The organism is Paenibacillus tabacirhizosphaerae (assembly GCF_040812395.1).
Taxonomy (GTDB): domain Bacteria; phylum Bacillota; class Bacilli; order Paenibacillales; family NBRC-103111; genus Paenibacillus_E.
This window is the reverse complement of sequence record NZ_JBFNXH010000002.1, coordinates 364692-390780: the sequence shown is the minus strand read 5'-3', so window position 1 is coordinate 390780 and position 26089 is coordinate 364692. Positions and strand designations below refer to the sequence as shown.

At 45.2% G+C, this 26089-nt stretch carries 28 protein-coding genes, 1 pseudogene and 1 riboswitch; of the genes and pseudogenes, 12 read left to right on the top strand and 17 right to left on the bottom strand.

Going from position 1 to position 26089, the window contains the following annotated elements; translation table 11 throughout:
• Window positions 1-52: 52 nt before the first annotated feature.
• Window positions 53-697 carry an O-methyltransferase gene (locus ABRS97_RS04750; RefSeq protein WP_367811754.1) on the bottom strand — a complete coding sequence of 215 codons (645 nt, stop codon included), beginning with the start codon at window positions 695-697 and terminating at the stop codon, window positions 53-55.
• 116 nt (window positions 698-813) lie between these two features.
• Here ABRS97_RS04750 and ABRS97_RS04745 point away from each other — a divergent pair, with 116 nt between their 5' ends.
• Window positions 814-1965: a THUMP domain-containing class I SAM-dependent RNA methyltransferase gene (locus ABRS97_RS04745; protein ID WP_367811753.1), complete on the top strand. Its 1152-nt coding sequence runs from the start codon at window positions 814-816 to the stop codon at window positions 1963-1965.
• Window positions 1966-2047: 82 nt separating this feature from the next.
• Here the strand turns inward: ABRS97_RS04745 and ABRS97_RS04740 are convergent, their stop codons facing one another.
• The 4 genes from ABRS97_RS04740 to ABRS97_RS04725 all read right to left on the bottom strand — a co-directional run bounded on the left by ABRS97_RS04740 (window position 2048) and on the right by ABRS97_RS04725 (window position 5008).
• Window positions 2048-2176: a hypothetical protein gene (locus ABRS97_RS04740; RefSeq protein ID WP_367811752.1), complete on the bottom strand. Its 129-nt coding sequence runs from the start codon at window positions 2174-2176 to the stop codon at window positions 2048-2050.
• Window positions 2166-2561: an SMU1112c/YaeR family gloxylase I-like metalloprotein gene (gloA2, locus tag ABRS97_RS04735; RefSeq protein ID WP_367811751.1), complete on the bottom strand. Its 396-nt coding sequence runs from the start codon at window positions 2559-2561 to the stop codon at window positions 2166-2168. The genes ABRS97_RS04740 and gloA2 overlap by 11 nt, the downstream gene beginning before the upstream one ends.
• A gap of 138 nt (window positions 2562-2699) precedes the next feature.
• Window positions 2700-3005 (bottom strand): hypothetical protein, encoded by a 306-nt coding sequence (locus tag ABRS97_RS04730; protein ID WP_367811750.1) that lies wholly within the window; start codon window positions 3003-3005, stop codon window positions 2700-2702.
• Between the two features lie 101 nt (window positions 3006-3106).
• Window positions 3107-3199, bottom strand: a riboswitch (cyclic di-GMP riboswitch).
• A 738-nt stretch (window positions 3200-3937) separates the two neighbouring features.
• The gene (locus ABRS97_RS04725; protein WP_367811749.1) at window positions 3938-5008 is read right to left on the bottom strand and encodes a glycine-rich domain-containing protein; all 1071 of its coding nucleotides are present in this window, start codon (window positions 5006-5008) and stop codon (window positions 3938-3940) included.
• A gap of 114 nt (window positions 5009-5122) precedes the next feature.
• Between ABRS97_RS04725 and ABRS97_RS04720 the strand changes: the two genes are divergently transcribed.
• The gene (locus tag ABRS97_RS04720; protein WP_367811748.1) at window positions 5123-6016 is read left to right on the top strand and encodes a TIGR01777 family oxidoreductase; all 894 of its coding nucleotides are present in this window, start codon (window positions 5123-5125) and stop codon (window positions 6014-6016) included.
• Between the two features lie 74 nt (window positions 6017-6090).
• Here ABRS97_RS04720 and ABRS97_RS04715 read toward each other — a convergent pair whose 3' ends face one another.
• The 4 genes from ABRS97_RS04715 to ABRS97_RS04700 all read right to left on the bottom strand — a co-directional run bounded on the left by ABRS97_RS04715 (window position 6091) and on the right by ABRS97_RS04700 (window position 12975).
• Window positions 6091-7587: an esterase-like activity of phytase family protein gene (locus tag ABRS97_RS04715; protein WP_367811747.1), complete on the bottom strand. Its 1497-nt coding sequence runs from the start codon at window positions 7585-7587 to the stop codon at window positions 6091-6093.
• A 108-nt stretch (window positions 7588-7695) separates the two neighbouring features.
• A complete protein-coding gene (locus ABRS97_RS04710) occupies window positions 7696-9318 on the bottom strand; it encodes a glycogen-binding domain-containing protein (RefSeq protein ID WP_367811746.1) in 1623 nt (540 codons plus the stop codon).
• 255 nt (window positions 9319-9573) lie between these two features.
• The gene (locus tag ABRS97_RS04705) at window positions 9574-9768 is read right to left on the bottom strand and encodes a DUF4926 domain-containing protein (RefSeq protein ID WP_367811745.1); all 195 of its coding nucleotides are present in this window, start codon (window positions 9766-9768) and stop codon (window positions 9574-9576) included.
• 15 nt (window positions 9769-9783) lie between these two features.
• Complete coding sequence (locus ABRS97_RS04700) at window positions 9784-12975, bottom strand: DUF6883 domain-containing protein (protein ID WP_367811744.1); 3192 nt, start codon at window positions 12973-12975, stop codon at window positions 9784-9786.
• 248 nt (window positions 12976-13223) lie between these two features.
• Here ABRS97_RS04700 and ABRS97_RS04695 point away from each other — a divergent pair, with 248 nt between their 5' ends.
• Genes ABRS97_RS04695 through ABRS97_RS04685 form a run of 3 tightly spaced genes read left to right on the top strand, consistent with a single transcriptional unit; the run spans window position 13224 to window position 15089 of the window.
• Entirely contained in the window at window positions 13224-13463 is a 240-nt protein-coding gene (locus tag ABRS97_RS04695; RefSeq protein ID WP_367811743.1) for a hypothetical protein, read from the top strand.
• The gene (locus tag ABRS97_RS04690) at window positions 13456-14568 is read left to right on the top strand and encodes a glycosyltransferase family 4 protein (RefSeq protein WP_367811742.1); all 1113 of its coding nucleotides are present in this window, start codon (window positions 13456-13458) and stop codon (window positions 14566-14568) included. The genes ABRS97_RS04695 and ABRS97_RS04690 overlap by 8 nt, the downstream gene beginning before the upstream one ends.
• A gap of 23 nt (window positions 14569-14591) precedes the next feature.
• Window positions 14592-15089: a glutathione peroxidase gene (locus ABRS97_RS04685; protein WP_367811741.1), complete on the top strand. Its 498-nt coding sequence runs from the start codon at window positions 14592-14594 to the stop codon at window positions 15087-15089.
• 61 nt (window positions 15090-15150) lie between these two features.
• Here ABRS97_RS04685 and ABRS97_RS04680 read toward each other — a convergent pair whose 3' ends face one another.
• Together ABRS97_RS04680 and ABRS97_RS04675 are read right to left on the bottom strand one after the other, a co-directional pair.
• On the bottom strand, window positions 15151-15372 hold the full coding sequence (locus ABRS97_RS04680; RefSeq protein WP_367811740.1) for a YuzB family protein: 222 nt from the start codon (window positions 15370-15372) through the stop codon (window positions 15151-15153).
• Window positions 15372-15674 carry an iron-sulfur cluster assembly accessory protein gene (locus ABRS97_RS04675; protein WP_367811739.1) on the bottom strand — a complete coding sequence of 101 codons (303 nt, stop codon included), beginning with the start codon at window positions 15672-15674 and terminating at the stop codon, window positions 15372-15374. Before ABRS97_RS04675 ends, ABRS97_RS04680 begins: the two co-directional genes overlap by 1 nt.
• 195 nt (window positions 15675-15869) lie before the next feature.
• Between ABRS97_RS04675 and ABRS97_RS04670 the strand changes: the two genes are divergently transcribed.
• The 3 genes from ABRS97_RS04670 to ytvI are packed head-to-tail and all read left to right on the top strand — an operon-like array spanning window position 15870 to window position 18154.
• Entirely contained in the window at window positions 15870-16229 is a 360-nt protein-coding gene (locus ABRS97_RS04670; RefSeq protein WP_367811738.1) for a winged helix-turn-helix transcriptional regulator, read from the top strand.
• A 45-nt stretch (window positions 16230-16274) separates the two neighbouring features.
• Window positions 16275-17021 carry a type I methionyl aminopeptidase gene (gene map, locus ABRS97_RS04665; protein ID WP_367811737.1) on the top strand — a complete coding sequence of 249 codons (747 nt, stop codon included), beginning with the start codon at window positions 16275-16277 and terminating at the stop codon, window positions 17019-17021.
• A gap of 20 nt (window positions 17022-17041) precedes the next feature.
• The gene (gene ytvI, locus ABRS97_RS04660) at window positions 17042-18154 is read left to right on the top strand and encodes a sporulation integral membrane protein YtvI (protein ID WP_367811736.1); all 1113 of its coding nucleotides are present in this window, start codon (window positions 17042-17044) and stop codon (window positions 18152-18154) included.
• Window positions 18155-18672: 518 nt separating this feature from the next.
• Here the strand turns inward: ytvI and ABRS97_RS04655 are convergent.
• Window positions 18673-19113 carry a hypothetical protein gene (locus ABRS97_RS04655; RefSeq protein ID WP_367811735.1) on the bottom strand — a complete coding sequence of 147 codons (441 nt, stop codon included), beginning with the start codon at window positions 19111-19113 and terminating at the stop codon, window positions 18673-18675.
• 378 nt (window positions 19114-19491) lie between these two features.
• On the opposite strand from ABRS97_RS04655, the gene ABRS97_RS04650 reads away from it, so the two are divergent.
• Both ABRS97_RS04650 and ABRS97_RS04645 read left to right on the top strand, forming a co-directional pair.
• Window positions 19492-19671, top strand: coding sequence for a hypothetical protein (locus tag ABRS97_RS04650; protein WP_367811734.1), 180 nt, complete (start codon window positions 19492-19494; stop codon window positions 19669-19671).
• Between the two features lie 262 nt (window positions 19672-19933).
• On the top strand, window positions 19934-20119 hold the full coding sequence (locus tag ABRS97_RS04645) for a DUF2524 domain-containing protein (protein ID WP_367811733.1): 186 nt from the start codon (window positions 19934-19936) through the stop codon (window positions 20117-20119).
• 165 nt (window positions 20120-20284) lie between these two features.
• On the opposite strand, the gene ABRS97_RS04640 is transcribed toward ABRS97_RS04645, so the two are convergent.
• Complete coding sequence (locus tag ABRS97_RS04640) at window positions 20285-20494, bottom strand: hypothetical protein (protein WP_367811732.1); 210 nt, start codon at window positions 20492-20494, stop codon at window positions 20285-20287.
• Window positions 20495-20591: 97 nt separating this feature from the next.
• Window positions 20592-21473: a M14 family metallopeptidase gene (locus tag ABRS97_RS04635; RefSeq protein ID WP_367811731.1), complete on the bottom strand. Its 882-nt coding sequence runs from the start codon at window positions 21471-21473 to the stop codon at window positions 20592-20594.
• Between the two features lie 996 nt (window positions 21474-22469).
• Between ABRS97_RS04635 and ABRS97_RS04630 the strand changes: the two genes are divergently transcribed.
• Together ABRS97_RS04630 and ABRS97_RS28165 are read left to right on the top strand one after the other, a co-directional pair.
• Window positions 22470-24443: a Calx-beta domain-containing protein gene (locus ABRS97_RS04630; protein ID WP_367811730.1), complete on the top strand. Its 1974-nt coding sequence runs from the start codon at window positions 22470-22472 to the stop codon at window positions 24441-24443.
• Window positions 24444-24581: 138 nt separating this feature from the next.
• Window positions 24582-24770, top strand: a pseudogene (locus ABRS97_RS28165) (transposase); the annotation flags it as partial.
• A gap of 77 nt (window positions 24771-24847) precedes the next feature.
• Here the strand turns inward: ABRS97_RS28165 and ABRS97_RS04620 are convergent.
• The 3 genes from ABRS97_RS04620 to ABRS97_RS04610 form a co-directional block, all read right to left on the bottom strand.
• Window positions 24848-24994 carry a hypothetical protein gene (locus ABRS97_RS04620; protein ID WP_367811728.1) on the bottom strand — a complete coding sequence of 49 codons (147 nt, stop codon included), beginning with the start codon at window positions 24992-24994 and terminating at the stop codon, window positions 24848-24850.
• Between the two features lie 69 nt (window positions 24995-25063).
• Window positions 25064-25492, bottom strand: a complete 429-nt coding sequence (locus tag ABRS97_RS04615; RefSeq protein WP_367811727.1) for a hypothetical protein — start codon at window positions 25490-25492, stop codon at window positions 25064-25066.
• Window positions 25493-25529: 37 nt separating this feature from the next.
• Window positions 25530-26066 (bottom strand): NAD(P)H-dependent oxidoreductase, encoded by a 537-nt coding sequence (locus ABRS97_RS04610; protein WP_367811726.1) that lies wholly within the window; start codon window positions 26064-26066, stop codon window positions 25530-25532.
• Between the last annotated feature and the right edge of the window lie 23 nt (window positions 26067-26089).

Here is a 26089-nt window from a genome sequence, read left to right as displayed (position 1 = left end):
CTAAAAAGCGCCGAGTGCTGTGAGATAACCAGCACTTGGCGCTTTTTCCATTTCAATTATGTTCTTTTACGCGAGCAAGCGCCAGCCCGTCATAAGCCGGAAGAATCGTGCTTTCCAAGCGGGGATCGCTGGCGATTAGGCTGTTAAACTTGCGCATCGCTTGAACGGAGGTTTTGTTCTGCTGCGCATCGACCACTTTGCCTCGCATTAATGTGTTATCGCCGGCAATCAGGGCGCCGGGATTCGCTAGCTGGATCGCGTACTCCAAATAATTCGGATAGTTCACTTTATCCGCATCAATGAAAAAGAAATCAAAGCGCTCACCCTGCTCGTGAAGCAGTTTCAAGTGCTCCAGCGCCTCTCCGATGCGATATTCCACGCAATCGCCAAGCCCCGCTTCGGTGACATAATGTTTAGCCACATCCGCAAATTCCTGCTTCAACTCGAGGGAAATCAGCCGACCTCCCTGCTTTAATCCTCTTGCCAAGCAAATTCCGCTATATCCGCCAAGTGCGCCGATTTCCAGAACCTGCTTAGCGCCAATCATTTTGACAAGCATTGTAAGCAGCCTTCCATATCCCGGGGCGATCGATATCTCAGGCATGTTATGCGAGCGAATACCTGCCTTCACCTTCTCCAAAACTTCATCTTCCTCATATAAGCCTTCCATATAGCTCTCGGCTGTTATCAATTCCATCACGGTAACGCTCCTAACTTTGGGGTTTCGTTTGTAAGTGTACCCTATTTGTCCTATACTTGTTAATTGTATGAGTTTTATGAACGATGCACAACCCGGTAGAAAGGGATACGATCATGTCACAACTTGAATTAATCGCTACATGTCCCATGGGACTGGAAGCCGTCGTAGCGCGCGAGATTCGCGATCTGGGCTACACAGAAGTGACCGTCGAAAACGGTCGCGTACGATTTATCGGAGACGAACTGGCCATTTGCCGTGCAAATATTTGGCTGCGTACTGCAGATCGGATCCTCGTGCTAATGGGCCAATTTCAGGCGCTCACCTTCGATGAGCTGTTCGAAGGCACGAAAGCGCTAGCTTGGCCGGACTGGATACCGAACGATGCTGAGTTTCCTGTGGAAGGGCGTTCGCACAAATCGCAGCTTTCCAGCGTGCCCGCTTGTCAGGGAATTGTAAAGAAAGCAGTCGTGGAGAAAATGAAGCTGCGCTACGGCGCCGAATGGTTCGCGGAATCCGGTGCGCGCTATGTTATTGAAGTCGCGCTTCTGAACGACATCGCTACGCTGACGATTGACACAACCGGCTACAGCTTACACAAGCGCGGCTACCGTAAACTAGCGACGGAAGCGCCGCTTAAGGAAACGATGGCGGCCGCTATGGTCCTGCTGAGCCGTTGGCGCGTCGAGCGCCCGCTCTACGATCCGTTCTGCGGATCGGGTACAATCCCGATCGAGGCTGCAATGATCGGGTGGAACATTGCGCCAGGCCTTCGGCGCAGCTTTCCCAGCGAGGAGTGGGACAACATCCCCTTCAAGCTATGGGAGCAGGCACGCGACGAGGCCTACGATGCAGTCCGCGACGATGTTCCGCTGAATATCGTTGGCAGCGACATCGACGGGTCGGCCATCGAAGTTGCCGAAGCTGCAGCAAAGGCCGCTGGCCTTACGAAGAAGATCAAGTTTATCGTCGAGCCTGTGGCTAAAGCGCGACCGCGAGGCGACTACGGCTGCCTGATCACTAACCCTCCCTATGGGGAACGGCTTGGGGAGCTGAAGGAAGCCGAGAAAGCACTTCGCGAGTTAGGCGCCATCACGGCACCGATGCCCTCCTGGAGTATGTTCGTGTTGAGCCCGACCCAACAGCTTGAGCACTTTATCGGTCGACGCGCCGATAAGAAGCGCAAGCTCTTTAACGGGAGGATCGAGTGTAATCTATTTCAGTACCTGGGCCCGCTTCCCCCACGTCGAGCGCAAGAAAACAACTAGGCGTCATCCTATGAAAAATCCCTCAAACATTTCTCCCGACTGCTTCGCGTAGCAGCAGTCAGGTAATGAATTGAGGGATTCTTTATTTAAAAAACAACCACCATATCAAAAGCGCCCAGAACGGAGTCGAAATGAGCATGCTCCACAAGCAGCCCTTGGCAAACCCCAGCTTCGGCTCTTGCTCGGTCTTCAAATCCGAATTACTTGGCATATTCAACCAACTCCAATGGCAAACCGTCCGGATCTGCAAAAAAAGTGTATTTCTGCCCTGTAATCGGGTCAATGCGAACAGGCTCCACGGTAATACCTTTGCTACTAAGTTCCGCAATACTTTGCTCCATATCCACTACAGTAAAAGCCAGATGCCGAAGCCCGCGCGCCTCTGGCTGATTCACTCTGTGAGGCGGATTCGGAAAAGAAAACAGCTCGATCTGGAGCTCTGACTCCCCGACTTGCAGATCCAGCTTATACGAATCCCTCTCCGCGCGGTACGATTCGTGAATTATTTTCAAGCCAAGCAGCTCCACATAAAAATGTTTAGACTGCTCATAATTTGAGCAAATGATAGCTACATGATGAATTCCCTTCATAATCATGATTTTCTCCTCCAAATTCACCGATTACAGCTCTCTGTCTTTATTGCTCATCATACCTTCTTGGCGCTGTCTGACGCAACACATTGAAGCTGCCAAACTATAGCCATCGCTTCGTTTCAAAGAAAAAAAACGGCTAGCCTATATAGGCTGAACCGTTCTCCATTTGGATGATAAACATTGATAAAGCCTATTCATAAAAGCTTCAATTTGAGATAATGGCGGTATTTTTACAGAAAGTTTAACTTCACCTTTCCAGTAGAAAATGAGAATACTGTTGCTGCGGCCATGAAACATTTCAACATCCCAGCAAGTTTCGTTCAAGGCATATTCGTCACGGTTGATCATTAATTTCGGTCCATCCAAAGATGGTACCAGACGGGCAACGTGATTACCGCATAATGAAGTGATTTTCTGTTCTTCATGTAGCATCCATTCTGGCTGCATAGAGCAGGATCCTCCCTTTTTATCTAGCTTATTGTTGACAAAAGAAATACCCCCACCTAGTAAAACGACTGGAGGGGATCTGAGTGTAGATGACCCAATCGTTAGGCGGCTGGCTGGCAGCTTGTCCGTTGCAGGACAAGTGAGCCCCTTTAGCTTTGCGTCGCTGGCTTTCGCCAGGTTTGCCTTTTGCGCGATATTGATTAGCGAGATATATCGAAAGCTGTCATAAGTTTTCTTCTATACTATAAAGATACGGGAAGTTGTTTTGAAATCGAATAGTTCTTCAGAACTATTTTTCACATATTCTTCATCATAACGTCGGGTTTTTCACAGAAATTCGATTTTTATATCAAATTGACGTTACCCTAGTTGGTAAAACATGGTTCCTCCTATAGTGATTACGGCCATCACGATATAAAGCGTTGTTCCGACAAAAGAAGCAAGCACAAATCCACCTACCTAAGGACCCATAAAATGACCTACATTCGTAAAGGCTTGCGCTCCAAGAATACGTGCCCCGCCCCGCATATGAGCAGGAGCTAATTTATCAATGAGGATGTTCACCACCGTAATTCAAAATCTCCCCAAGCGTAAAAACGGCCATTGAAATAATAAAAGGAATCATCATTTGCGAAAAAGCAAAATCGATATCACCGAGGGCAAACATCGGTAATATAATAACGAAATGTCGAATGCCGTTGAATAACATTCCATGCTGAGGCGAAAGAAACAGGCGCTCTCTTCTCGCCTTCGATTTTCTTAATGCCGAATGCGGACAACAGAACAAAGAGAGTGACAGCGTAAATAAAATAGACGATTCCCGTAAGCAGGAAATCACATTATACAACAAAAGTGTCCCGCGTGTCCTTCCGCACAAAAAAACACCTTTCCGGAGGAAAGATGTTCTCAATCGATACTGCGACAATTGAAGCCTAGGAGCAGCTTGATCCGGATGAGCAGCTTGATCCGGATGAGCAGCTGGAACCGGACGAGCAGCTTGATCCAGAACTGCAACTGGAGCTCGTGCTGCAAGAACTGCCGCCTCCCTGATCCCCCGAGCTTCCTCCATTGTCAGAATCGCCGCCGCCATCCCATAATCCGCTGCAGGAGCTGCAGCCGGATGTAGAACAGTTAGCACCATTCACTTTCTCCTTCCCTTTCTGCTGTAGCTCATCCGGCAATACTGAATCCATCATGCTGCCGTAATTCACGCTGTCAACGACTGAGAAATACAGCATCGCTCCTGCCAGAACCTGCATGTTGGTGGCGTTGTTCGGCGAGTTCGACCATTCGGTCTCCTCGAAACTGCTGCGCTGAGCAGCATGTCTAGTCTCATCTATCGCTTGCCTCACTAGGAAGCGAACCGTCTCTGCAACATCCGGGTGCCGCTCCGCTTGTTTCGCATCAAATAAAAGTTCGATAATTTCATCTTCATTGCCTGCCAGCAAAAGATCCGTCCGATCGGCATCCAGCGGATGACGGAAAAATCCGTTCCAACAAGCGGCACTCGAGGGCGCAAACTCGAACAAATGAGCATAAACCCAGTCAAACCAGGCCCGCTCGCCAGGCATTTGCTTCGGTTCTCGCTCCGGCGCATGATGAATCACACCGCCGGCGAACATGTCGCCGAAGCGTTGATATTCTCTTGTAAACATTAGCATTTCATGCCAAATGCCATCAATTGCGCCGCTAAACATGGGCGTTTGCTTTAGAATGACGCTCATTAGGAAATATCGCTGTAATTCAAACCATTTACAAGCAAATTCATCATCTGTCATAGTCCGATTTTCAGATAAAACACGATATTTCAATCTCTCCACATAGTCAAGCGGAATGGAGCGCTGAAGCCTTTCAACTGACTTCATAAGAGGAACACCAGCCAATAATCCAAGTCCTTGGGGCAACTTAGAGGCATCGTATTTGAATCTCGCTCTACGCACAGGTCGGCTGCGGTTCTTGTTTGACGGCGGCTTCTTCAGTAAGTTGTATAGAAAACGGAACATGCGTGCACCCCTCCCTTTTTCCAATATAACACATAACTGTTAACGGAAAAACAACGGCGATTGGAAAACACTTCTACGACGCCCTATAATGAAGGGAAAAGGAGGCTCGCAACGATGAAAATTGCAGTCACAGGAGGCAGCGGTTTTATTGGCGGCCGATTGATCACATATCTTCTTCAACAAGGGCATGAGATTATCAACATCTCTCGCTCAACCAGGGCTTCTATACCCGGCGTCAGGACGCTTACTTGGGAGCAGCTCAAAACGGATAACGCCGATTTGAAAGGTCTGGAAGCCATCGTCAACTTGGCCGGAGAATCGATTAATCAACGATGGACGTCAGATGCGAAGTCGCGAATTTTGGAGTCCCGGCAAAGGGCAGCTGCACAAATCGCCGATCTCGTCGAGCGGCTGGATATCAAGCCAAGGGTTGTCGTTAATGCTTCGGGCATGTCGATCTACGGAACTTCGGAGACGGCTGTTTTCGATGAGCGGAGTCCGCATCATGTCGTTGATTTCCTATCCGGGGTCTCTGAAGAATGGGAACGAGCCGCTGACCTCATTTCAGGAACAAGGTTAGTAAAAGTCCGCGTCGGTCTTGTTCTGGACGGCAAGGATGGCGCCTTTCCGAAGATGGCGCTGCCCTATAAGCTCGGCGTAGGCGGTACGATCGGCAGCGGCAAACAATGGCTATCATGGATTCACATCGAAGACATGGTCAGACTCATTGATTTCTGCATTCAGCATGATGACATCAGCGGTCCTGTGAACGCGACGGCTCCGAATCCAGTAACGAACAAACAGTTTGGAGCTGTGTTGGCAAAAGTCATGCGGCGGCCGAATTTCTTTCCACTGCCAGCATTTGTTTTAAAATTAATTTTCGGAGAGCTTTCCACCCTCCTTCTGGAAGGTCAAAAGGTACTGCCGAGAACGCTGCTTGAGCATGGCTTCGTATTTACCTATTCCACGGTGGATCAAGCGCTGTCCGATATTCTAGCGAAGCACTGAGATTGAGAAGCTCTGCAATGATAAAAAAACCCAGCAATCGAGATTCCGCTCGATCTGCTGGGTTTTTACCCTATTTATTTGTTCGACAGGGACAAATCGTCTGTTACTTGGATGAGCTGCAGTTGTGAAGGCACGCCGGTCAAGGTTAAATTCCCTTTTTCATCATAGCTGATTCCAAAGTCGTTATCATTCACAATCGCAATCGTATTTTTATCCGCTACGGCAATGCCCTCGATTTTCTCATAAGGGTAGCCCAGCTTTGCGATGTCAACGATAAGTTCTTTGCTAACAGGCTGAATGCCTTGATCTTTCAACTGCTTAACGGTTAGGCTCTCCAGATTTTTACTAATGTCTGTGCCGAGCACATTGGTAGCTTTGGAAAAGTCGGATTTATAAATACGCTTTAGCTGAGCGTCAGCCCCAGCGTTTTTATCGCGCTCATCCACAAGCAGCGTATTGTTTGACAAGGCGGACAGATCGCTGATAACGACATCCTTCTGCTTCACATTCGTGAAAAGCCCTGCCTGCTCAGCTAAGTAAATATATTCGCCGGTGATTTGCTTCGTTGCCACATCCATTTTCAGGATGCGGAGATTACGTGAAGCTTCGCCTGTTTTTTTATCCGGATTAGCCATTGGGCTTTGAATGGACGTATATAAGGTTTTGCCGTCTGGGGAAATGGTTACCCCCTCAAAACCACGGTTAGAGATACGTGTATTGTAGACTTCCGGCAGCGTTTCATAAATCGGTGTTTGTGCGCCGGCTTGGACGAGCTTGTCTTTCATGCCTTTCGGTACATAACGGCCAAGAATAGTGCCGTCACGCTTCACTTGTAAAATGGATGGACGATATTCCTCCGAAAGCCAGAAGGTATCGTCAGACGGGCTATACGCGATGCCTTCCAGATCAAGGCCATCCGCATCATAAGATAGCTGCTTTACGCCTTTTTCATCATATGGCACTTCGTCGTTGCCAACCAGATTGGGAAGTCCAGTTATGTATTTCATTTGACTTACTTTATCGATTTTGCCATCCGGGAGCTGCAATTTAATGGTATCCAGAATCTCAATTGCACCATTGGCAATTTTCAATTTATAAATGCGCGGATTGTAGGAATCGATTGGGAATGTGCGGAGCTTGTCTTTGCCGACTTCACCGTTAGGCCCGCGATCTGCGAGCGTGTAAAATGTATCCGCAGCATCCTTAGGCAGATGAACCAGACCGGAGAATCCGCCTTCTTTGATGCCTTTTCCGAGCTCAGGCGCATTTTTCCACTCGAACTTGCCTGTCACTTTCGGAATATCTTTAAGTGCGATAGTTTGATTCCATTCATTCCATTCAACTTGCTTGCCAAGCGCTTCACTAATCGTGCGAAGAGGAACATACGTGCTTCCTTCAATAACCACAGGATCCTTATCAAGGGTTAGCGTTTTGCCACCTGCTGTCAGCTGAAACTTGGCAGTAACCGCCTCCAATGTAGCTTGTCCAGCCGATACAACACTTGTGCCGGAAACGGCGAAAACCGCTGCCAGCACGATGAGTAGACGTTTTCTTCTAAGCAGTCTTTTCATATCCTACCTCCGCTATAAGTAAAATTGCAATATGATAAGCATACTTTCCTTGTATTTACGGAGTATTATTGGAATGTGAAGAAATTGTTAATGAATTGAAAATGCAGCCTACCATTTTACATAGACATCTGAATTAGCATCAATCGTTTTTAACCAGTTCTCCCACTGGGTTATTGCTGTTTCAAGCGATACGCCAAGCTCGTCCTTATATTTCAACTTAATCGTTTCCACATTATCTTCATACCGTAGGCTTTTCAAAAATGTTGTAAAGGCATCTCTTGTTTTGAGATTATTCATATGGAAAAAGACGAACGATCCTGCTTTATGGTATTCATCTGAATTGCGTATGGGCTTATCCATTAGCTTCAAGAGATTCGTGCTGCCATCCTGCAGCAAATACTGCTTGGCATTCAGGCTCACATTCTGCTCAACATAGGTTTTGTTTCCTTCGATTTGAAAGCATTGCGCCATTCCCTCATTGAAAAAGCTGTTGGAAACTGGAATCAGCGTATGGATTAGCTCATGAGATGATGACACATCCGACATGTCATAGACCTCGCTTGTGGCGTACTTGGCAAATGGGACGAGCAGGTTGAACCCTGAATTTTCCATTGTACTCGTATAATCCATGCCATAGTACCTGATTTTGGCCCTCTCGGGCTTTGATTTCCAGAAGGCTAATAGACGCTCCGTTAAAGTAGCATACATTTTTTCCAATTCGGCTGTTTTATCCGTTGTTCCCAACGTAAAGTATTCAAAATGATTGCTCGCATAAGCATGAATCGGTTTATCAAAATTGGAAGTCCCGTTGATCGCCGGATCGACATAAGAATTTTCGTTAATGCCCTTCACGTCCAAGCTGAATGGATCAATTGTCCACTCGCCATCCACCACAAATTTGTACTCAGCAGACTGATTCAAAGGAATAACAGCTGTGAACCAATTCCCTTGCTTGCTCATAGGTGCAGCCGTTGGCGACCATTGATTAAAGTCGCCCGCCAAATAAACTTGGTTCGCTGTGGAACTAAAATATTTAAATACAACCCATTTCCCCGTTTTATTCGTTACAGCTAATTCGCCCAATGAACCATCATTGGCTTGAATCACATCTTCTGGGGCAAAAGCCTTTTTCTCGATAAGATCCTGAACCAGTGTTTTCGTCTGTCCCTTGATCTTGGACTGCAAGGCATTGTAAGAAATAATGACGACATATTTCCGTAGAAATTGGTCCTTTTGCATTTCCTTTGTATCATCCGAAGTCAAAACGCCTACTTCAACAAGCTTCTCAACAGCTCGACTCCAATCAAAATCTCCTACCTTGTCATCATATCCAAGGACACGCAGGACAAATGTACAATATTGTTCTGCCGTCATTTCACCTGAGCCAAACTGAGTGGGGCTGCTGCCGCTTGTCAATTGATGGTGATATAAGTAACCGATGTAAGGATCTGCCCATGCTGGAATGTCAGAAAAGGGGTGGGCATTCCCTTGGATTAAGGCTTCTTTCTCTTTGCCCAACAAACGTACAAGCATGACAGCGCCTTCAATTCTACTTGTAGAGTTGTCCAACTCCAATCCATTGCTGCCGCCCTTAAACACATTAAGCTTGTTCAACACATCAGCTTGATGTTCTAACTCATCTGCGCTTGTGGCCAGAGCTACTCCAGCGCTCGACATAAAAATCATTAATGATGCAAAAATAGATAGGCCAAATTTAATGCTATTTTTCATCGTTAGCATTCAAGTCCTTTCAATTTGTATTTGCGTTGAGACATAGGAGAAGGCCTCATGAAAACGAAGTTCATAGCGAGAAAGGAGGGAAATAACACAAGTGGTTACTCCCTTTCGACTGTGCAATCGTTTGCATTTCACTCACTAAAAGATTATTTTTTACTTTCGAGGACCCTGTAATGTTGCCCGCGCCCTGAGTTGTAAAGCTGAAACAAAGCCACAGGAAGCAACGCTCGACTGTAGCTTCCCGTTTTATTAATATTTCTCTAAATACTCAGGCAGAACTGTAAATTCAGCTACAGTTCTACCTTCCTTATCACAAAATTCTACTTCATAAGCTTCGGTTGGCTGGGTAAAAATATGAACTATTGTACCAAAGTCACCTTTCCTTATGCCTTCCTTTTCAAAATCTTTTAACACCCTAACAACTTCAAGTTCAGAAAACTTCATCGAAATTTATCCTCCTTATTCCTTTACATAAATCGAAGTTAATCTCGGGACATTTGAACCTTCGTCAATTATCCAGCCGGTTCTAACATTAGCTGTTTTTCCATTCGGACCTGTAATACTCATATCAACTTGGAACTTTTGTCCCCATTTATCGCTGCCTTTTTCAAGAGATTCACTCTGTGACAATTTGTTTTTAACTTGCTTGATTAAATCATCAGCATTCGACTTGTTATATCCTAATGCACTATCAAACACCTTTGCTTTGTCCCCGCCAACTGGATGTTCAGGATTAAGTGCATATTCTGTTAATTTCCTTGAATCTATCGTTGCGTTCTCTAGATTAGGCAACGAATTATCTGCCATAAGAATCCCCGCACCCTGACTAACCGGCTCAGTCCTCGAAGCCTCCGCCGCCTTATAAATATCAGCGTCATTAAATTCGTCAATAGCCTTAAGAGCTTTGTATGCACTTTCTGCTGCTGCATCCGTAGTTTTAGCCGCCGTGCTGATTACTTTGGCAAGCAGTGTCTTTGCACTGGCTGCTGCGGGAAGGGCTACTGCTGCAATATTGAGCGTTTTTTCCAGTGTAGACAGTTCTTCACCTGTCAAAATATTTTTTCCGCGAATCGCTTCCACAAGCCCTTTTACTCCACCTACTGGTGTAAAGTCCAGTATGGTACTTGCCATTTGACCCAGTTCTTTTCTCATTGGCGCAGCAAATTTTTCTTCGTAGAACACTTCATCAAAAGCTTTCTGGTTAACAAAAGCTTGGCCAGTGGCATCCTTACTGTTTCCTGTGTAATTAAATGTTCGTGGATCATACCCTTTTTCTAAGGCAAATTGCAGGAAGTCCGAAGTTCCTTTCATACTCGAATTCAGAATGTCACCTGGGTAGTAGCGAGCCTTTGTTTGCGCATATTCATCCAGCAGTTCATTCATCTTCTTCGTGTTGACATCCAATTGATTTCCGTTTGTTGTTGTATAAACAATTGCGCCACCTAGCGATTTCTCGGTATAACTTCCTGAAATATCTTCTATTTTAACACCTGTTGAGCCCGACTGCAGAGTAGCACTGCCATATGTTTGATATTTTTGTTTCTCATTCTCGTTATTGATCGTAATGGGAACACCGTTTGCACCTATTTTAACATCAAATGAACTACCCTTCGGGGTGGTTTGGACTGCCTGATCCGATTGTCTCGCTGCCAATGCATCACTTCGTCTTTTTAATTCAATTATTGCTAATTGGCCTTCATACCCATCACTTTGCGAGAGCTCGTTCAAACGATCTTGACTCTCCTCTCGGAACATGCGGCTTAGCTCTTGCTTCGCATCATTATCACCGTTTTTGCTTTTTTCATACAAATTATCTCGGAGTTCAGAACGATTCAGTTCTGCTAATTTTTGCTTGGCCCAAGCCGCATTCCCGTCGCTGCCATTGCTTAATTTGGTCAAGTAAGTTCGTTGGTTTGCTGCTGCCTCAGATGTATCCAATTTAGCTAATTCTTGCTTAGCCCATGCCGCATTCCCATCACTGCCATTACTTAAGTTCGTCAAGTAAGTTCGTTGGTTTGCTGCTGCCTCAGACTTGTCCAATTTAGCTAATTCTTGCTTAGCCCACGTCGCATTCCCATCACTGCCTTTGCTTAAGTTCGTTAAGTAAGCCCTCTGGTTGGCATTTGGATCTTGCTTGGTAATCGGCTGACTGGTTGTAGCAGATAAACTTTGAATAGCGTAAGGTGAGGTTGACACTGTTTGATAAGGTGTTGTTGACACGTTCGTAGGTGATGCAACAACCGTATTGTTTAATTGCTGCTTAGCCCACTCGGCATTTCCGCCGCCGCCATTTACCAGGGTTGTCAAATAATCATACTGATTTTGCGAAATGACTGTTGGGGCCGGGGTTGTTGATACGTTCGGTCTTGGAGTCGCTGAGACAGCTAATGGCGTTGTGGATACCGTCTGGCTCGGTGTATAAGTTGGTGTCGTTGATGTTATTTTTGGTGTTGTTGACACGTTCGTAAGTGATGCAACAACCGTGTTGTTTAATTGCTGCTTGGCCCACTCGGCATTTCCGCCGCCGCCATTTACCAGGGTTGTCAAATAATCATGCTGATTTTGCGAAATGACTGTTGGAGCCGGGGTTGTGGATACGTTCGGTCTTGGAGTCGCTGAGACAGCTAATGGCGTTGTGGATACCGTCTGGCTCGGTGTATAAGTTGGTGTCGTTGATGTTATTTTTGGTGTTGTTGACACGTTCGTAAGTGATGCAACAACCGTGTTGTTTAATTGCTGCTTGGCCCACTCGGCATTTCCGCCGCCGCCATTTACCAGGGTTGTCAAATAATCATGCTGATTTTGCGAAATGATTGTTGGGGTCGGGGTTGTCGAGACGTTGGGACTTGGTGTATAGGACGGTGTCGCGGAAACGATCCTTGGTGTTGCAGAGACGTTGGGACTTGGTGTATAGGACGGTGTTGTGGAAACTGTCCTTGGTGTTGCAGAGACGTTTGGACTTGGTGTATAGGACGGTGTTGTGGAAACCGTCCTTGGTGTTGCAGAGACGTTTGGACTTGGTGTATAGGACGGTGTTGTGGAAACGATCCTTGGTGTTGCAGAGACGTTTGGACCTGGTGTATTGGAAGGTGTTGTGGAAACCGTCCTTGGTGTTGCAGAGACGTTTGGACTTGGTGTATAGGACGGTGTTGTGGAAACGATCCTTGGTGTTGCAGAGACGTTTGGACTTGTATATGACGGTGTCGGTAATGTTATCTTGGGTGATGTGGAAGCAGATGGACTTGTCGTGTAAGACGGAGTTACTGGTAGAGAAACAACCGTATTTTGTAATTGCTGTCTGGCCCATTCGGCGCTTCCATCTCCACCATTAACCAAATTCGTTAGATACGTATATTGGTTTTGGGAGATGACTGTAGACGATGTTGAAGAGTTTGACTTTGATTGCGATGATGAAGATGAACTTGAACTTGATGATGAAGATGAGTTTTGAGCTGCTTGCACCGCCGCCGTGGAAGGCACATATGGCTTTTGAACTGGTGTCGGTGTCGGTGCAGGCACTGGAGCTGGTTTAGACACCGGCTTTTCTACAGTGGTATCTTTTAGCTGGGCTTTTGCCCATTCAGCATTCCCTCCACCACCATTTACTAGGTTATTCAAATACGTATACTGATTTTGTGAGATTACTCCCATTTTGCTGAATTCCCCTCCCAATTATCTTGTTTTGAACATCCTTTCATGATTTATATATTCCAAAATATAGAATTTTTGTCGAAAATAACATTAACATATTTAGGTATTTTTTACTAGATACATTTCAGTTTATCGTTTGACACATTCAGAACTATTGACCTAATTCGACAAATTACCCTATAATATTAAATTATATGCCCAAATTATACATATTTTCCACAAAATGAACCCAACTTAAAGGAGCCCCTATGAATTCATTACTGCTGCCAAAAGAAACAGTTTACTATGGAAGAACACTGGTACTACCGGACGAGTTCCTAATAAATCCTCAATTTGAGGCTTTTTTTATTGTCGATTTTTCAAGAAAGTTCGACGATCCTGATTTGAATAAAACGCCCGCGCTGGTTGTTCAACCTTTAACAAAGCAAGATAAATATATGCTTTTTAAATATCAGGTAGTGCTAGGAGAAGTGATAATCAGTGATTAATATCGAATTTAAAAAACACTATGATGCTTTGCATTTTACAAATGAAATAGGCAAATATTTAGTTGGCGGACTAGGATCTTTTATGAACGAACTTTACATGCATCACACGGAAGAAATTGGCTTTGTTCATCTTTATAACGATGACTTTATTCACGATATTGAGATTAGTCGCTATCCAGGCACCAAAGATGTGCTTTCCGCAAAGTATAGCGAGGCATACCGGTTAGGTGAACTTTCATTTGACATCGCAGTATGCCATTTTTACGAGTTTCAGTTTATGATAGACGAAAATTTTTTAAGAGGCAGACCGCTAATTTATGTTATTCATTCGATTCCAACCCCCGAGCCTTATGACATCCATCAACCATTCGCTAGTTATCAAGACCTTAAAATTCAGTTTCAGAACTTATGCAACCGCGCGGACAGGATCGTATGTGTGTCTCATGCCGAAAAACTAAAATTGCAAGCGCTTTATCCTGAGTATGATCACAAAACGATGGTTATTCATAATGGCATGCAGTTTGAGAATAATTCGTTGACAGAGACGCGATCAACTCGTAATGAACGTATAAAATTGGGCTATATTGGAAGGTTGGACTATCGGAAAGGGATTCTCGAATGTTTAATGGCCATAAAGGAACTTCATGCGGAATTATGGATAGCTTCAGGTAATGATGATCCAACTTATCTTGCATCATTGATTAGTTATATAGATGGAGCTAATATGAAGGAGCGAGTACATTTTTTAGGCTGGTGCAGCGGGGAAAGAAAGAGAGGATTTATACAATCTTTGGATGCGCTGGTCGTCCCTTCCTTATATGAACCTTTTGGTTATGTGGTACTTGAAGCAATGAACGAACAAATTCCTTTAATTTGTTCTACAGGGGGAGGCATAGGAGAGATTGTCGGAAATTATAGATACAGTTATGATCCGTATGAATCCGGTGCACTTAGAAACACGATTCTGCAATTTCAAATGGATGATGCGGAAGTAATTGAAACAGAAACTATGAATCTGTTTAAAAGAACTTGCCTGTTTACATCCGAGCAAATGTGTGAAAATTACAGTACGTTATTTAACAGTTTATTACGAAAGTTTGTGTAAAATCCCCTTAAGAAGGTGACCTTATGAGCGTCCATCAATTTCAGGCTCGTACTATACGCGGCGAAGATAAGCCGCTTTCCGATTACGATGGCCAAGTGCTGCTGATTGTTAATACAGCGACAAAGTGCGGATTCGCTACGCAGTTCACGGGACTTCAGGAGCTTCATGATACCTTCAAGGATCAGGGATTTTCCGTTCTTGGCTTTCCGTGTAATCAGTTCAAAGATCAAGAGCCTGGCGACGATGCACAAGTTGAGCAGGCATGCCAGCTGAATTTCGGCGTCAACTTCCCGCTCTTCTCCAAAATTGACGTAAATGGTGCGAATGCTCACCCGCTCTACCGTTATTTAAAACAACATGCCTCTGGCATTTTCGGTTCCGGAATCAAGTGGAATTTCACGAAATTCTTGGTCGATCCTCAAGGCCATGTGATCAAGAGGTTCTCTCCTACTACTTCGCCTAAGAAAATCGAAGGTCAAATTCGCAAGCTGCTGGAGAAAAAATCTGCTGTGCACACTTAAAAAAAGCATCCCAACCACTTGCGTGGAGGGATGCTTGTCTGTTTTTCAGCTGTTACCGTCGTTACTTCACATACTTCTTCGCCTTTTCGATCGCTTCATCTTCTGTCGCTCCGGTCACGTAACGTCCATTAATAAAAATAAAAGCAAAACGAGAACACGGACCGCAATAAGATTTGCAGGCCACTTTGACGTCAGCGTCCGGCGCGATAAGCTTCAGCTTCGGCAGGGCGGTCTTCATTTTCATGTGTTTGCATTTATCACAAATGCGAATATCATTCGCCATTAGTGATCTCCGTGGTTCCCCTTGCCTGGGTTCGTGATCATGAAACCTTCTTCAGGCGTGTAGAAATAGTCAATACGAATGCCGTCAAGCAGCGGCTCATTTTTATCCAGCAACACATCAATGCCTTTATCCGTGCTGACAACAACATCGTTAGCCGTTTTATCATCAAGGCCCAAACCATAATGGGCATGGTCACCATGCTTATGAGTCACTTGGACACGAACGATTAAACCTTTGTTTTCTTCTTTCTCTAGCTCCAATTGAAGTACTTTTGCTGCGTTGCGAGAAATTTTGACGTTCATATGTACACATCTCCTGAAACATTTTTTATTTCTTATTGTAAAGAATCCGAAGAACGAAATCAACCTCTCTTCCAGCTTGCCATTTCTCCCATCACTCTTTAAAATGGATAGCAGTGGAAAGATTCATTACTAAATTCAATAATGAAACTTACTTACTTGAATGTTAGTAACCTACATAGAAAGGATGCGTTTCTTATGTCTACGCTAGAGAATGAGAAAGTCGCTCCGCTTAGCAATTATGTTCCCAAAGAACCGCAAGTCATTGAATGTTCGATCGAAAGAACACTTGAAGTCATCGGCGGAAAATGGGCTTTTCTCATTTTACGAGAATTGTTTTGCGGGACTCGCAGATTCGGTGAACTGCAGCGTCAAGTTACAGGCATTTCCCCAAAATCTTTAACGGATACGCTCCGCCATCTGGAAGAACACGGCGTTCTGGAGCGAACGGCCTATCCAACCGTACCTGTCACGGTGGAATATACGTTGACACCGAAAGGCGAGGATTTGCATCAAATATTGAAGGAAATGAAGTTATGGTCCGCGAAATGGACATAATAAACAATTAGAGAACCAGGGAAATGCACAGAGGAGTGTTACTTGATGATCACGATTAAATCCAAAGAACAAATTGAGAAAATGGGCAGCGCCGGTCGTATTCTGGCCGATTGCCATAAAGAGATCGCCAAAATGATTCGTCCTGGGATTACGTCCTGGGAGATTGATCAATTCGTTGAAAGCTTTCTGGCTAAACACGGCGCCACCCCTGAGCAAAAAGGTTACCACGGCTATCAATATGCAACCTGCGCTTCTGTCAATGATGTCATCTGCCACGGTTTCCCCAAAAAAGAACCTCTCAAAGACGGGGATATCGTAACCATTGACATGGTTGTTCGCTTAGACGGTTGGCTCGCTGACTCTGCATGGTCGTATGCGGTTGGCACGATTTCACCAACAGCAGAAAAGCTTCTGCAAGTAACGAAGGAATCGCTGTACAAGGGTATCGAGCAGGCTGTCCCTGGCAATCGCATTGGCGATGTCTCTCATGCCATTCAGGTGTATGCCGAATCGCATGGTTTCTCAGTCGTCCGAGACTTTATCGGTCACGGCATTGGCTCCGAGATGCACGAAGAGCCTCAAGTGCCGCATTATGGGCCGGCCGGTAAAGGCCCGCGAATTAAAGAAGGCATGGTTTTTACCATTGAACCGATGCTGAATGTAGGTAAATTCCATGCCAAAGTTGATTTGGATGGATGGACAGCCCGAACCGTTGATGGAAGCTTGTCGGCTCAATACGAGCATACCATCGCCATCACAAGCAATGGCCCTATTATTTTAACCGAACAATAACATGCCCCGGAGGTATCGGAGTGATTTCTTTTTATAAGAAATATTGGAGGACGGCCTTTGACATTGCGCTCATCGTTCTCACGGTCTATTTATTCATGCTGTTATTCAGCTACTTGTATAGGATTGCGACGCCTATTTTCCTGGCTCTCATCATTTTTGCAATGATAGAGCCCTTGGCTCGCTTTTTACATCGCAAAGGCATGCGGAAATCGATAGCCTCCGCGATTTCAACTTTGCTGTTCGTGCTGGTCATACTAGGCGCGCTAGCCGGTGCGGCTGTTATTTTCACAAGCCAGATCATGAGTCTGTTGGACAAGCTGGATGACTATCAGATCATTTTCCAAGAGCAGATTGTGCAGAAAATTAGTGATTTGAACGGACAATTCCAGACGCTTCCGCAGGATGTCATTGATAAAGCAAAGGATTATGCCGGGCAATTCGTCGGCAAGGCCACCAAGATCCTCATCGCGCTCTTAAGTGGCATGGTGAATTCGCTTACGTCCTTCTCAACCTTCATGTTTAACTTCATAGTCGGGATCATTTTAGCCTATTTCCTCAGCATTGAAATCGATTCGTGGAAAAGGCTGGCTAACGACAATACGCCGAATACGTTCAAAAAGGCTTTTTATTTCTTAAAAGAGAATGTCGTAAGAGGCATCGTTTCCTACATAAAAGCACAGCTTAAGCTGATTACCCTAACGTTCGTTGTCGTTTTCATCGCACTGCTCGTACTCGGCGTGAACAACGCATTCTCCATCTCATTGCTGTCGGCGATTTTTGATGTGCTGCCCTTATTGGGGGTTTCAACGCTGTTCATTCCATGGATTATCTACTTGTTCATTGTCGGCAACACAACCTTAGCGATATGGCTCAGCGCCGTGCTCCTGGTCGTCATTCTTGTCAGACAGATTATGGAGCCGAAAATAACGGGTGAATCACTTGGGGTATCCGCGTTTACGACACTCGCGTTTATGATTTTATCGCTCTCCTTGTTCGGCGTTGCCGGGGTTATCCTGTCTCCCGTGCTCATCATTCTGATTAAAGCGCTGTACGATCAAGGTTACCTGCAGCGCTGGATTCGCAAACCGGAGGATGAATATACAGAAGGCAACACGCCTTATAACGGTCCATAAACAAGAAAAACCTGAGGTTGTGGCAGGTCCTTAAACTCATACGTTTGAACATGGAGAGGGAATTGGGTATGTTTTGGATATGGGATTCCAACCGCTATCGCTTTTCCACCACACCCATTCCCTCTACTGTTCGACTTTGTGCTAACTTCCACTTCTCTTTTCCCTAACCTGTCTCCTATCCGGTATTTCTATCCATGAACGCCCTTGTAAGATTCCAGGGACATTTCGTCTTCGCAAGAAAACGGAGAAGGTACTGCCGGACCGCCTATTCCCCATGCACAGCGATATCGACGGAACTACGATGCCTTATTCCACGGTAACGTCCCTTTTCTCCCCCTGAAGCGGAACTAGAGTGCGTTAAATGAGCCAAAATGTGCCTGAAACCCTCCTAAAGCCCAGCATTTCCTTCTCATAGTTACAATGAACGAAACCGACTGCCACTTTGCGAAAAAAAAGAAAGAAAGAATGATTTTTGCAAACGATCAATTTCGGCATAAACAATTGCCTTGGGCACCTGTTTAATTAAATACCAATCCAGCGGAAACGCTGAGAAAACGCGGGCTTGTCGATTCGTCTTTGTGCACATAATTTTTCTCTAAAGACCACAGGAATTTATCCGCTGATTGCTGAACGCTCCTGTACCAGTCTTGTTCTTGGAAATGCTCATAATTCAGCATATCAAGCGGCTTATAGGATGTATAATAATGTCCCTTCGTGCCCAATACTGTATAGTAAACCGGCGCACTGGTCAGAAAAATAGAGCTGGTAATGGCTTCGAACTTATTTTCCAAATTGATTTGCGTATCATACCTGTCGTAATTCTCCGGGTTTTTGAGCATGTCCGAAATGTTCGGATCTTGTTCCAGCAAGGTGAACGTACGAAACGTCGTTCTCATGGATTCTTCGAACGACCTTTTCATTCGTTCCAGTTCTTCTTGGCTCTGTTCGCTGACCTTCAATCGAAGAACAGCCTCCATTTTCTTGAAATTGTACACATTTAAGATGGAGAAAGGCAGTAAAATTAACAAAATAAAAGCCAAAAACAGCTTGTTTTTAATGGTTGAAGGTACAAAATGCGATAATTTCGGTTCATAGCAAGCTCCTAGTCGATGACATCATCTATAAAAGATTATCCCCATTTTACACTTTAGCAAGTAAATGTTTTCGCGTACAGTAACAAAATCATGAACCCCAATAGAACAGTTTCTATATTTCGCCAATAACCACATCTGCAAATGGGTCTTTCCTCCCCTTGTAAAATATAACATGGTATGTTATATTAAAAGTGCGTCAAATCAAGGTTTCCACTTCAAAAAGTTGACATAGGAGTGATGAAAATGAGCAACAATAACGTCCAAATCCCGCAAGGCGAAGAAGTTATTCGTGTGGAAATGACGGTTAAGGAAGCGCTTGCACTTACAGGCGCGAAATTCAACCAAAACCACAAGATAGAAACAGACGCCATCAAAAAACTTAAGCAATCGCTTGAAGACAAATTGCTAACGCCAAACCACTGATCAGCACTACACACATAACCTTTAAGCCTGACGAACGATCCCCATCGCTCGCCAGGCTTTTATTTTTGTTTCCGTATCAAATTTAAGTCTCGGCTCATAATAAACGGGTAGTCCAATTGTCCACCCAAGAAAAAGGAGGAAAACATCTATGTCCGACAAAAAACAACAAGGTCACGGGAACCAGAACACGACCACACGCACTTCGGATCGAAGCGGTCAAAAAGGCAAGAAATAACCATTCTTGGTCCATAGGAGGCAGGACATGATCAATAATTTGGAAAGCAATTATGACTGCGCGAATGCAGGCAATGATTTGCACAGCTTAAAGGAAGAGCTCCAGCAATTTCAAACCCAAGCCTCATCCTCACAAGAAGCGAATGAGACTCTGAATCGGATCGAGAACCAGATTCGTTTTATTGAAAACAAATGCTCCATCCATCATAAGTAACATCAAAACAGCCCTTGCATCCAACTCTAGATGCAGGGGCTGTTTTGATGCGGTGTTCGATTAGACTAGCGAGTTTATTCAGGATACCTCTACGCAGCAGGCGAATTATGCTTATCATCGTTTCACCTCTACGTATATGACGGCATATCCTTCTCTCCTGTTCAATCAGTTGATGCGCTTTCTCGTAAGTATACACGGAACCCCTTTGCCTACGGCCCCCGGCTCCGACATATGCGCCAGATATCTCAGTCCCCTCGCGCATTGCTGTTTGCAAACCCCGCAAGTGGACGATTCTACAAGTCTCATCGTATATTGAACGCGAGATGAGAGTTCTTTCTTTTTCGTAACCTTGCCGCCTTTACCTTTCGGTGCCATGTTCATTCCTCCCAACAGTTTCCTGTCAACAGTATATGAACGCTGGGCGGATCGGTTCTTAACGTGCACGGCCAAGTTAGAGCGACTTGTCTCCGAACTAAACCTTTAACTTAAGTCCTTCTAACAAGATTGGCACTACTTCTTCATATAGTGCAAGGAACTTTTCGGCTGGGAGCGGATTTACGCCCAAACCAACCTCAACGGTAAATCCCGGTCTTCGAAAACATTGAATAAACCAGTCTTTATAACCGGCATCGCTCCCGGTAAGTTTAACGGCCTTATAGCCGCTAACCAAAGCCAAACGTTCCGCAAACGCCTCAGACTCCGTAGGTTCATAATCGCGATAGTTCCAGTAGATCTCTTGCCCTTGCGTATGCAAAGCCATAACCAGCTCGAAGGACCGCCATTCTGTAAAAGCAGCTATTGCAGTGGCTTCAGGCTCTGTTAATGGCGCTTCCCCCCCATAATCCCGCTCACCCGGTCCAAGCTGGCCTCTACGGGCAGCCTCCTCCTCCCAGTGCGCAGGGAATTGATCGTTGAGATCAACACCTCGAATATTCGCCTTCCAATTCTGAAAGTCTTCCGACCCGCTGTTCCAGTAGCGAAGCGCAGCCCCGAAAGGATGGTCGGCTGTAATGCCCTCCAGCACTAGGTCTACGCCATCTGGGTTAACCATGGGCACCAGCCATAATGTCGCTTCGGAAAGCAGCTGCCGAATGTTGCTGCCACGCCAAGATGCTCCCCTCGCATAAGCGTCGGCAAGCTCTTCCAGGAATCGCATAAGCAGCGGTGTTGTTATCCACTCGTTCGCATGAAAAGAGGCATTATACGAGATCTCTCTTGTCCCCTGTCCGATCCGAATAGCAGCCATATTTTTGCCCATGACACTTTGTCCGATAACCGGCATATGGAGAAATGGATATGCCTTCGCAAGCCTTGTCATTTCATGATGGAGCGTCCAAGAGCCGTACCCCTCCATGCAATCACCTCGCCACTTGATACTTGCTTCGTCACGTTAGATTATGCCTCAGAGCTTGGAATCATTCGGATGTGAAAAAACCTGAGGCTGCGGGCTGCGCCTCAGGTTCTTGTCTAGACCCATACGTCGGCGCATAGGGAGTGGACTTAAGAATGGGGTTCCGACCGTTTCTTGAAATCGTCTTTTTATTGAATTTACTTAGCGGTAATAAGACGATTTCAAATACGGGCGCTAACGCTTCTCCACCCCATACCCATCCCCCTCTCTGTTCGACTTTGTGCTGCCTTCCACTTCTCTTTTAACTACCTGTCTTCCATCCGGTATTCCTATCTATGAACACCCTGTAAGGTTCCGGGTGCATTTTGCCTCTGTAAGCTTCGCAAGAAAACCGGGGAGCAACTGCCGGACCGCCAATCCTCCATGCACAGCGACATCGACGGTCGACGGAACTACGATGCCTTATTCCACGGTAACGTCCCTTTCCTCCCCATGAAGCGGAACTAGGGTGCGTTAAATGGGCGAAAACTGGCCTGAAACCCAGCATTTCCTGCTCATAAGGTACGGTAGTTCCGCGAAATGTGCGTATTACCGTAAATACCACCAATTAAGGCATCTACGTTCCGATCACCGGTGCAAAAAGACGATCTATCGCGGATCGAGGCGGTATGGGTGATCCAAACAGCTGTGGCACTTCCGGATCTTCTACGTCCATCATCTCAAATGCTCGTACCGCATGATGCTTGCTTGTCAGAAAGAGTCTGTCCCAACAAACATGCCTAACGGAACGTGCACGTCCGTATTCAAAGAAAAAGTGAGTATCTGAATTGAAATAAGGAGCTAAGCGGCTTGTATGTGCTAAGCTCCTTTTAAAACGAAACAATGCGACTTCAAGTAGCCGTTTGAAAAATTTCATATACGTTCAATGCACATGAGATATTGTAAATAAATTACACAATTGATACGATATGTAACAATAAATTCATTGGAGGTTGATGTATGATCATTTCAGCGCGTAAAAAATTGATGCTCCCCATAATGTTGCTTGTTTTTTTTCTGCTACTGCTTTGTAGCCTTGCTTCAGTGGCCAAAGCGGAAAGTGTGGTTCTGGATAAAGTTCCAGGAGGGATAGAGGATTTTGATAGTAACAGAATTTTGTATATATCCAGTGACTCCGTATCTATCAAAGACAGAAACACTCAGCAGGTTACATCGGTTCCTTTCGAGAATGTGACAAAAGCTTATTTAACGAGTAGTGGGGCTATATTTGTGGCGATGAACAATCGGCGTTCCGATCTTTATTTGTGGAATACCGGTACAAGTCCGACTGTTATCATCAACAATGTGTTTCTAACGTCCCCCAAGTCCGGCAATTTTGTAGCGTTCTCATCCCATATTGGAGAAAATAAGGCTCATATCTGGATATATAATACCAGCAACAACAACTACAAAGATGTTTCAGCAGAAAATCAAGTCAGTAGTGAAAGTTTTTACGCAGCAATATCAAAAGACGGCCATTTGGCGTATAAAAATGAGCAGGGAACCATTATCATTTATTATGATGGAGCTATAACAAATACAAATTTAACTTCCGCTGATAGTTATACCATAGACGAAAAACGACTCATTACCAAAACGAGTGTTTATGAGTATGACCCACAGCTGGGTGGAAAGAGTTGGAAGTACAAGTTTTGGCTCTATGACATTCAAACACAAACGACCACAATTCTTGCTACTTCTGAACACCCTGTTTGGAGATTTCTATCGAACAACGGATGGTTCCTCTTCGTTGATACTTACTCAGTAACAACTCGGATATCCCCTACTGGAGTCATTACTCACTATTCTGGTTCGGAGGTGGAATCCCTTTCAGATAGCGGGGAAATCATTCTTAAAGGACCGCACAATTATCGGTATTTCATTAATTCGAACGGTGAAATGATCAAGATTGAAAATATGAATTTTGCCCCCCCATTCACCAGCTTCTACATAATGAATTTCAATAAATTTGAAAACGGAAAATGGTACGGGACTGCTTATGGACTAGATCTATTAATTGAATTCACACCTACACCAGCTCCTGAAAACATCATTCGAATCGATTCAAGAGAGACAAAGATCGAATCACATTCCAATAGTACCTCTGGCTTCTACGGTCGTGCCTACTTGAGCGACAACGTTCAGTTACTATGTTCATCCAGTAATACACAAGTCGCCACAGTTTCCTGCAAGTTTGATCCCGAAACTACAGGGTTGGAGGGCACGGTACATACACTAACACAAGGAACTGCGAAAATTACTGTAACTACTTCCATCGGTACGCCTACGGTAACAATCGATGTTAATATCGCTGATAAACCGGTCCAAGGTGTTTCTCTGGACGCCAGTGAACTCCATTTGTACACAGAGGGGTATGACGCAATAGCGCAATTAACAGCAAAAGTTCAGCCAGTAGATGCAGCCAATCCTAAAATTACCTGGCATTCCACAAATCCAAAAGTCGTGGAAGTAAGTAACTGGGGATATGTAAGGGCACTTACTCCCGGAACAGCAGATATCGTCGTGACGACAGAGGATGGGAACTACACAGCAACGTGCAAGGTTACGGTAAAAGGTCCAGCGCCATCTAAAGGCAAAGTAATGTTTGCTTCGAGTTCGTTGTTACAATGGGTCAATGAAGACGCCGGCACGGTAACCGCCAATGTGTACAGGGGCGGAGGAACCGCTGGCGAAATTGCGGTGAATTATACGACGGTAAGCGACACTGCACTGCCTAATACAGACTTTATTCCAGTGAAGGGACAGCTTATCTTTGCTGATGGAGAAACCGTAAAATCCATAAAGATCCGATTAGTGGACGATACCGTGAAGGAAGCTTTCAAATCTTTCTCCTTGAAACTAACCGGCCCTTCTGAGCTCCTGAACATGCCGGATACCAACACTACTTTTTTTGCGATAAGGGATAATGATTGAAAAAAAGACCCTGATAAGCTCCCTTTTAAGTTGACTGGTTTAATAAATAAACCGCTGCTTAAAGGGGCGTTTTATTTCAGAATATCCATTTAACAGGTCTGTTTGTCGAGGAGGCTGTCTCAAAAGCCATGAAATAATATGGCTGAGAGACGGCCTCTTTTCAAATTTGTCCTGCCAATGGATCTCGAGGAAGACATCCCTCCAAATCACCTCGTTCGCGTCGTGAATGCCGCCGTGAATCGGCTTGACGATGCCATCTTTGACGCGGCTTACCCCGGAGGCGGACGAGACAGCTGTCATCCGAAGATGCTCTCCTCACTTTTTCTTTGAATACGGACGTGCACGTTCCTTTTTTATTATTACTTTTGGGAAAGCCTCTTAATGTACAATTTTCGCTTCTCGGGTTAATCGAGTGTTTGTTCCAACTGCTCAACTGCCGCAAGCTGATCGTCATCTTCCGCTTTTTCTGCGCTTGCAAAGTTCCTGATCGCCTGTCTGTATTGTTCGTCGTTGTTCATCTGTAGGTCACGTTCTGCGTGTTTATCACTCAACAACATCATCACCTTTTCCTAAAAATAATGGTCGCTTACTTTCAAGGGCAAAAAGCTTGCCGCTTTGGACTACTCTTGCTTGGAAATGGAAAGCAGCGCTTCCCGGAAATTTTGGTCTTTATTTTTTTCCGAAGATCCCTTCTCCGTTGAACCCTTCTCTTCCGCATTCGGTTCATCCTTGGAGAATTGACGCAAAGCTTGCCTATACTGATCGTCATTGTGTCTCTTGTATCCCATAGTAACTGGCGACATGGCGTCCGAATTTTCCTGTTTCGAAGCGATCGGTGCTTCTTCATGAGCGGAGATGGAGGCTGCCTGAGAAGGAATGGGATGAACCGATTCAACTGGCGGCTTCTCCTCCGTTATTGTCGATGAGCGAACCAACTTCTCCGGAGCTGGATGTTCGGATGGTTTAGGAGATCTCTTTGCAGCCCGCATGTTGAATACGATCAAAAAAATGAAAGCCACTACGACAACAGCAATAATCGCATAAAGCATAAGTATTGATCACCTGCCCTACTTCAAGTTTAATTTGTTAAGTCAATTTTTTGGCGAATTCAGCTACCCGTTTTCCAAGCGCTCTCCCAAGGGCCAAATCATTAGCTGTGGGCAAATTAGGCGGATCGGCGGGAGACTGCTCTACCGAGCAGGTCACGCCTACACCGTAATAAGAGCCATAAAGCGCATTTTCTTTAATGTTACCGGGCAAACCCACTATGACCATTCCTTGATGCAGCATCGGTGTGATCAAATTCAGCAACGTGGTTTCGATGCCCCCATGAACCGTTGCTGTCGTGCAGAACACAGCGCCTAGTTTATCAACCAGCTTGCCATGCGCCCATAAATAACCTAACCGGTCTATCCACGCTTTCAACCCGGCGCTGATGGATCCGAAATGGCCTGGACATCCCCAAATAATCGCATCCATATGCTCCAATTGGTAGATATCCGCTTCATGTACATGATGAACCCACACCTCGGTCTGATCAACTTGCCGTGCTCCTTCTGCAACAGATCGCGCGAGAGTTTCAGTGTGGCCATTCTCGCTGTCGTAAACAATGTAGATTTTCATCGCAATCTCCTTTGTATGGTTTC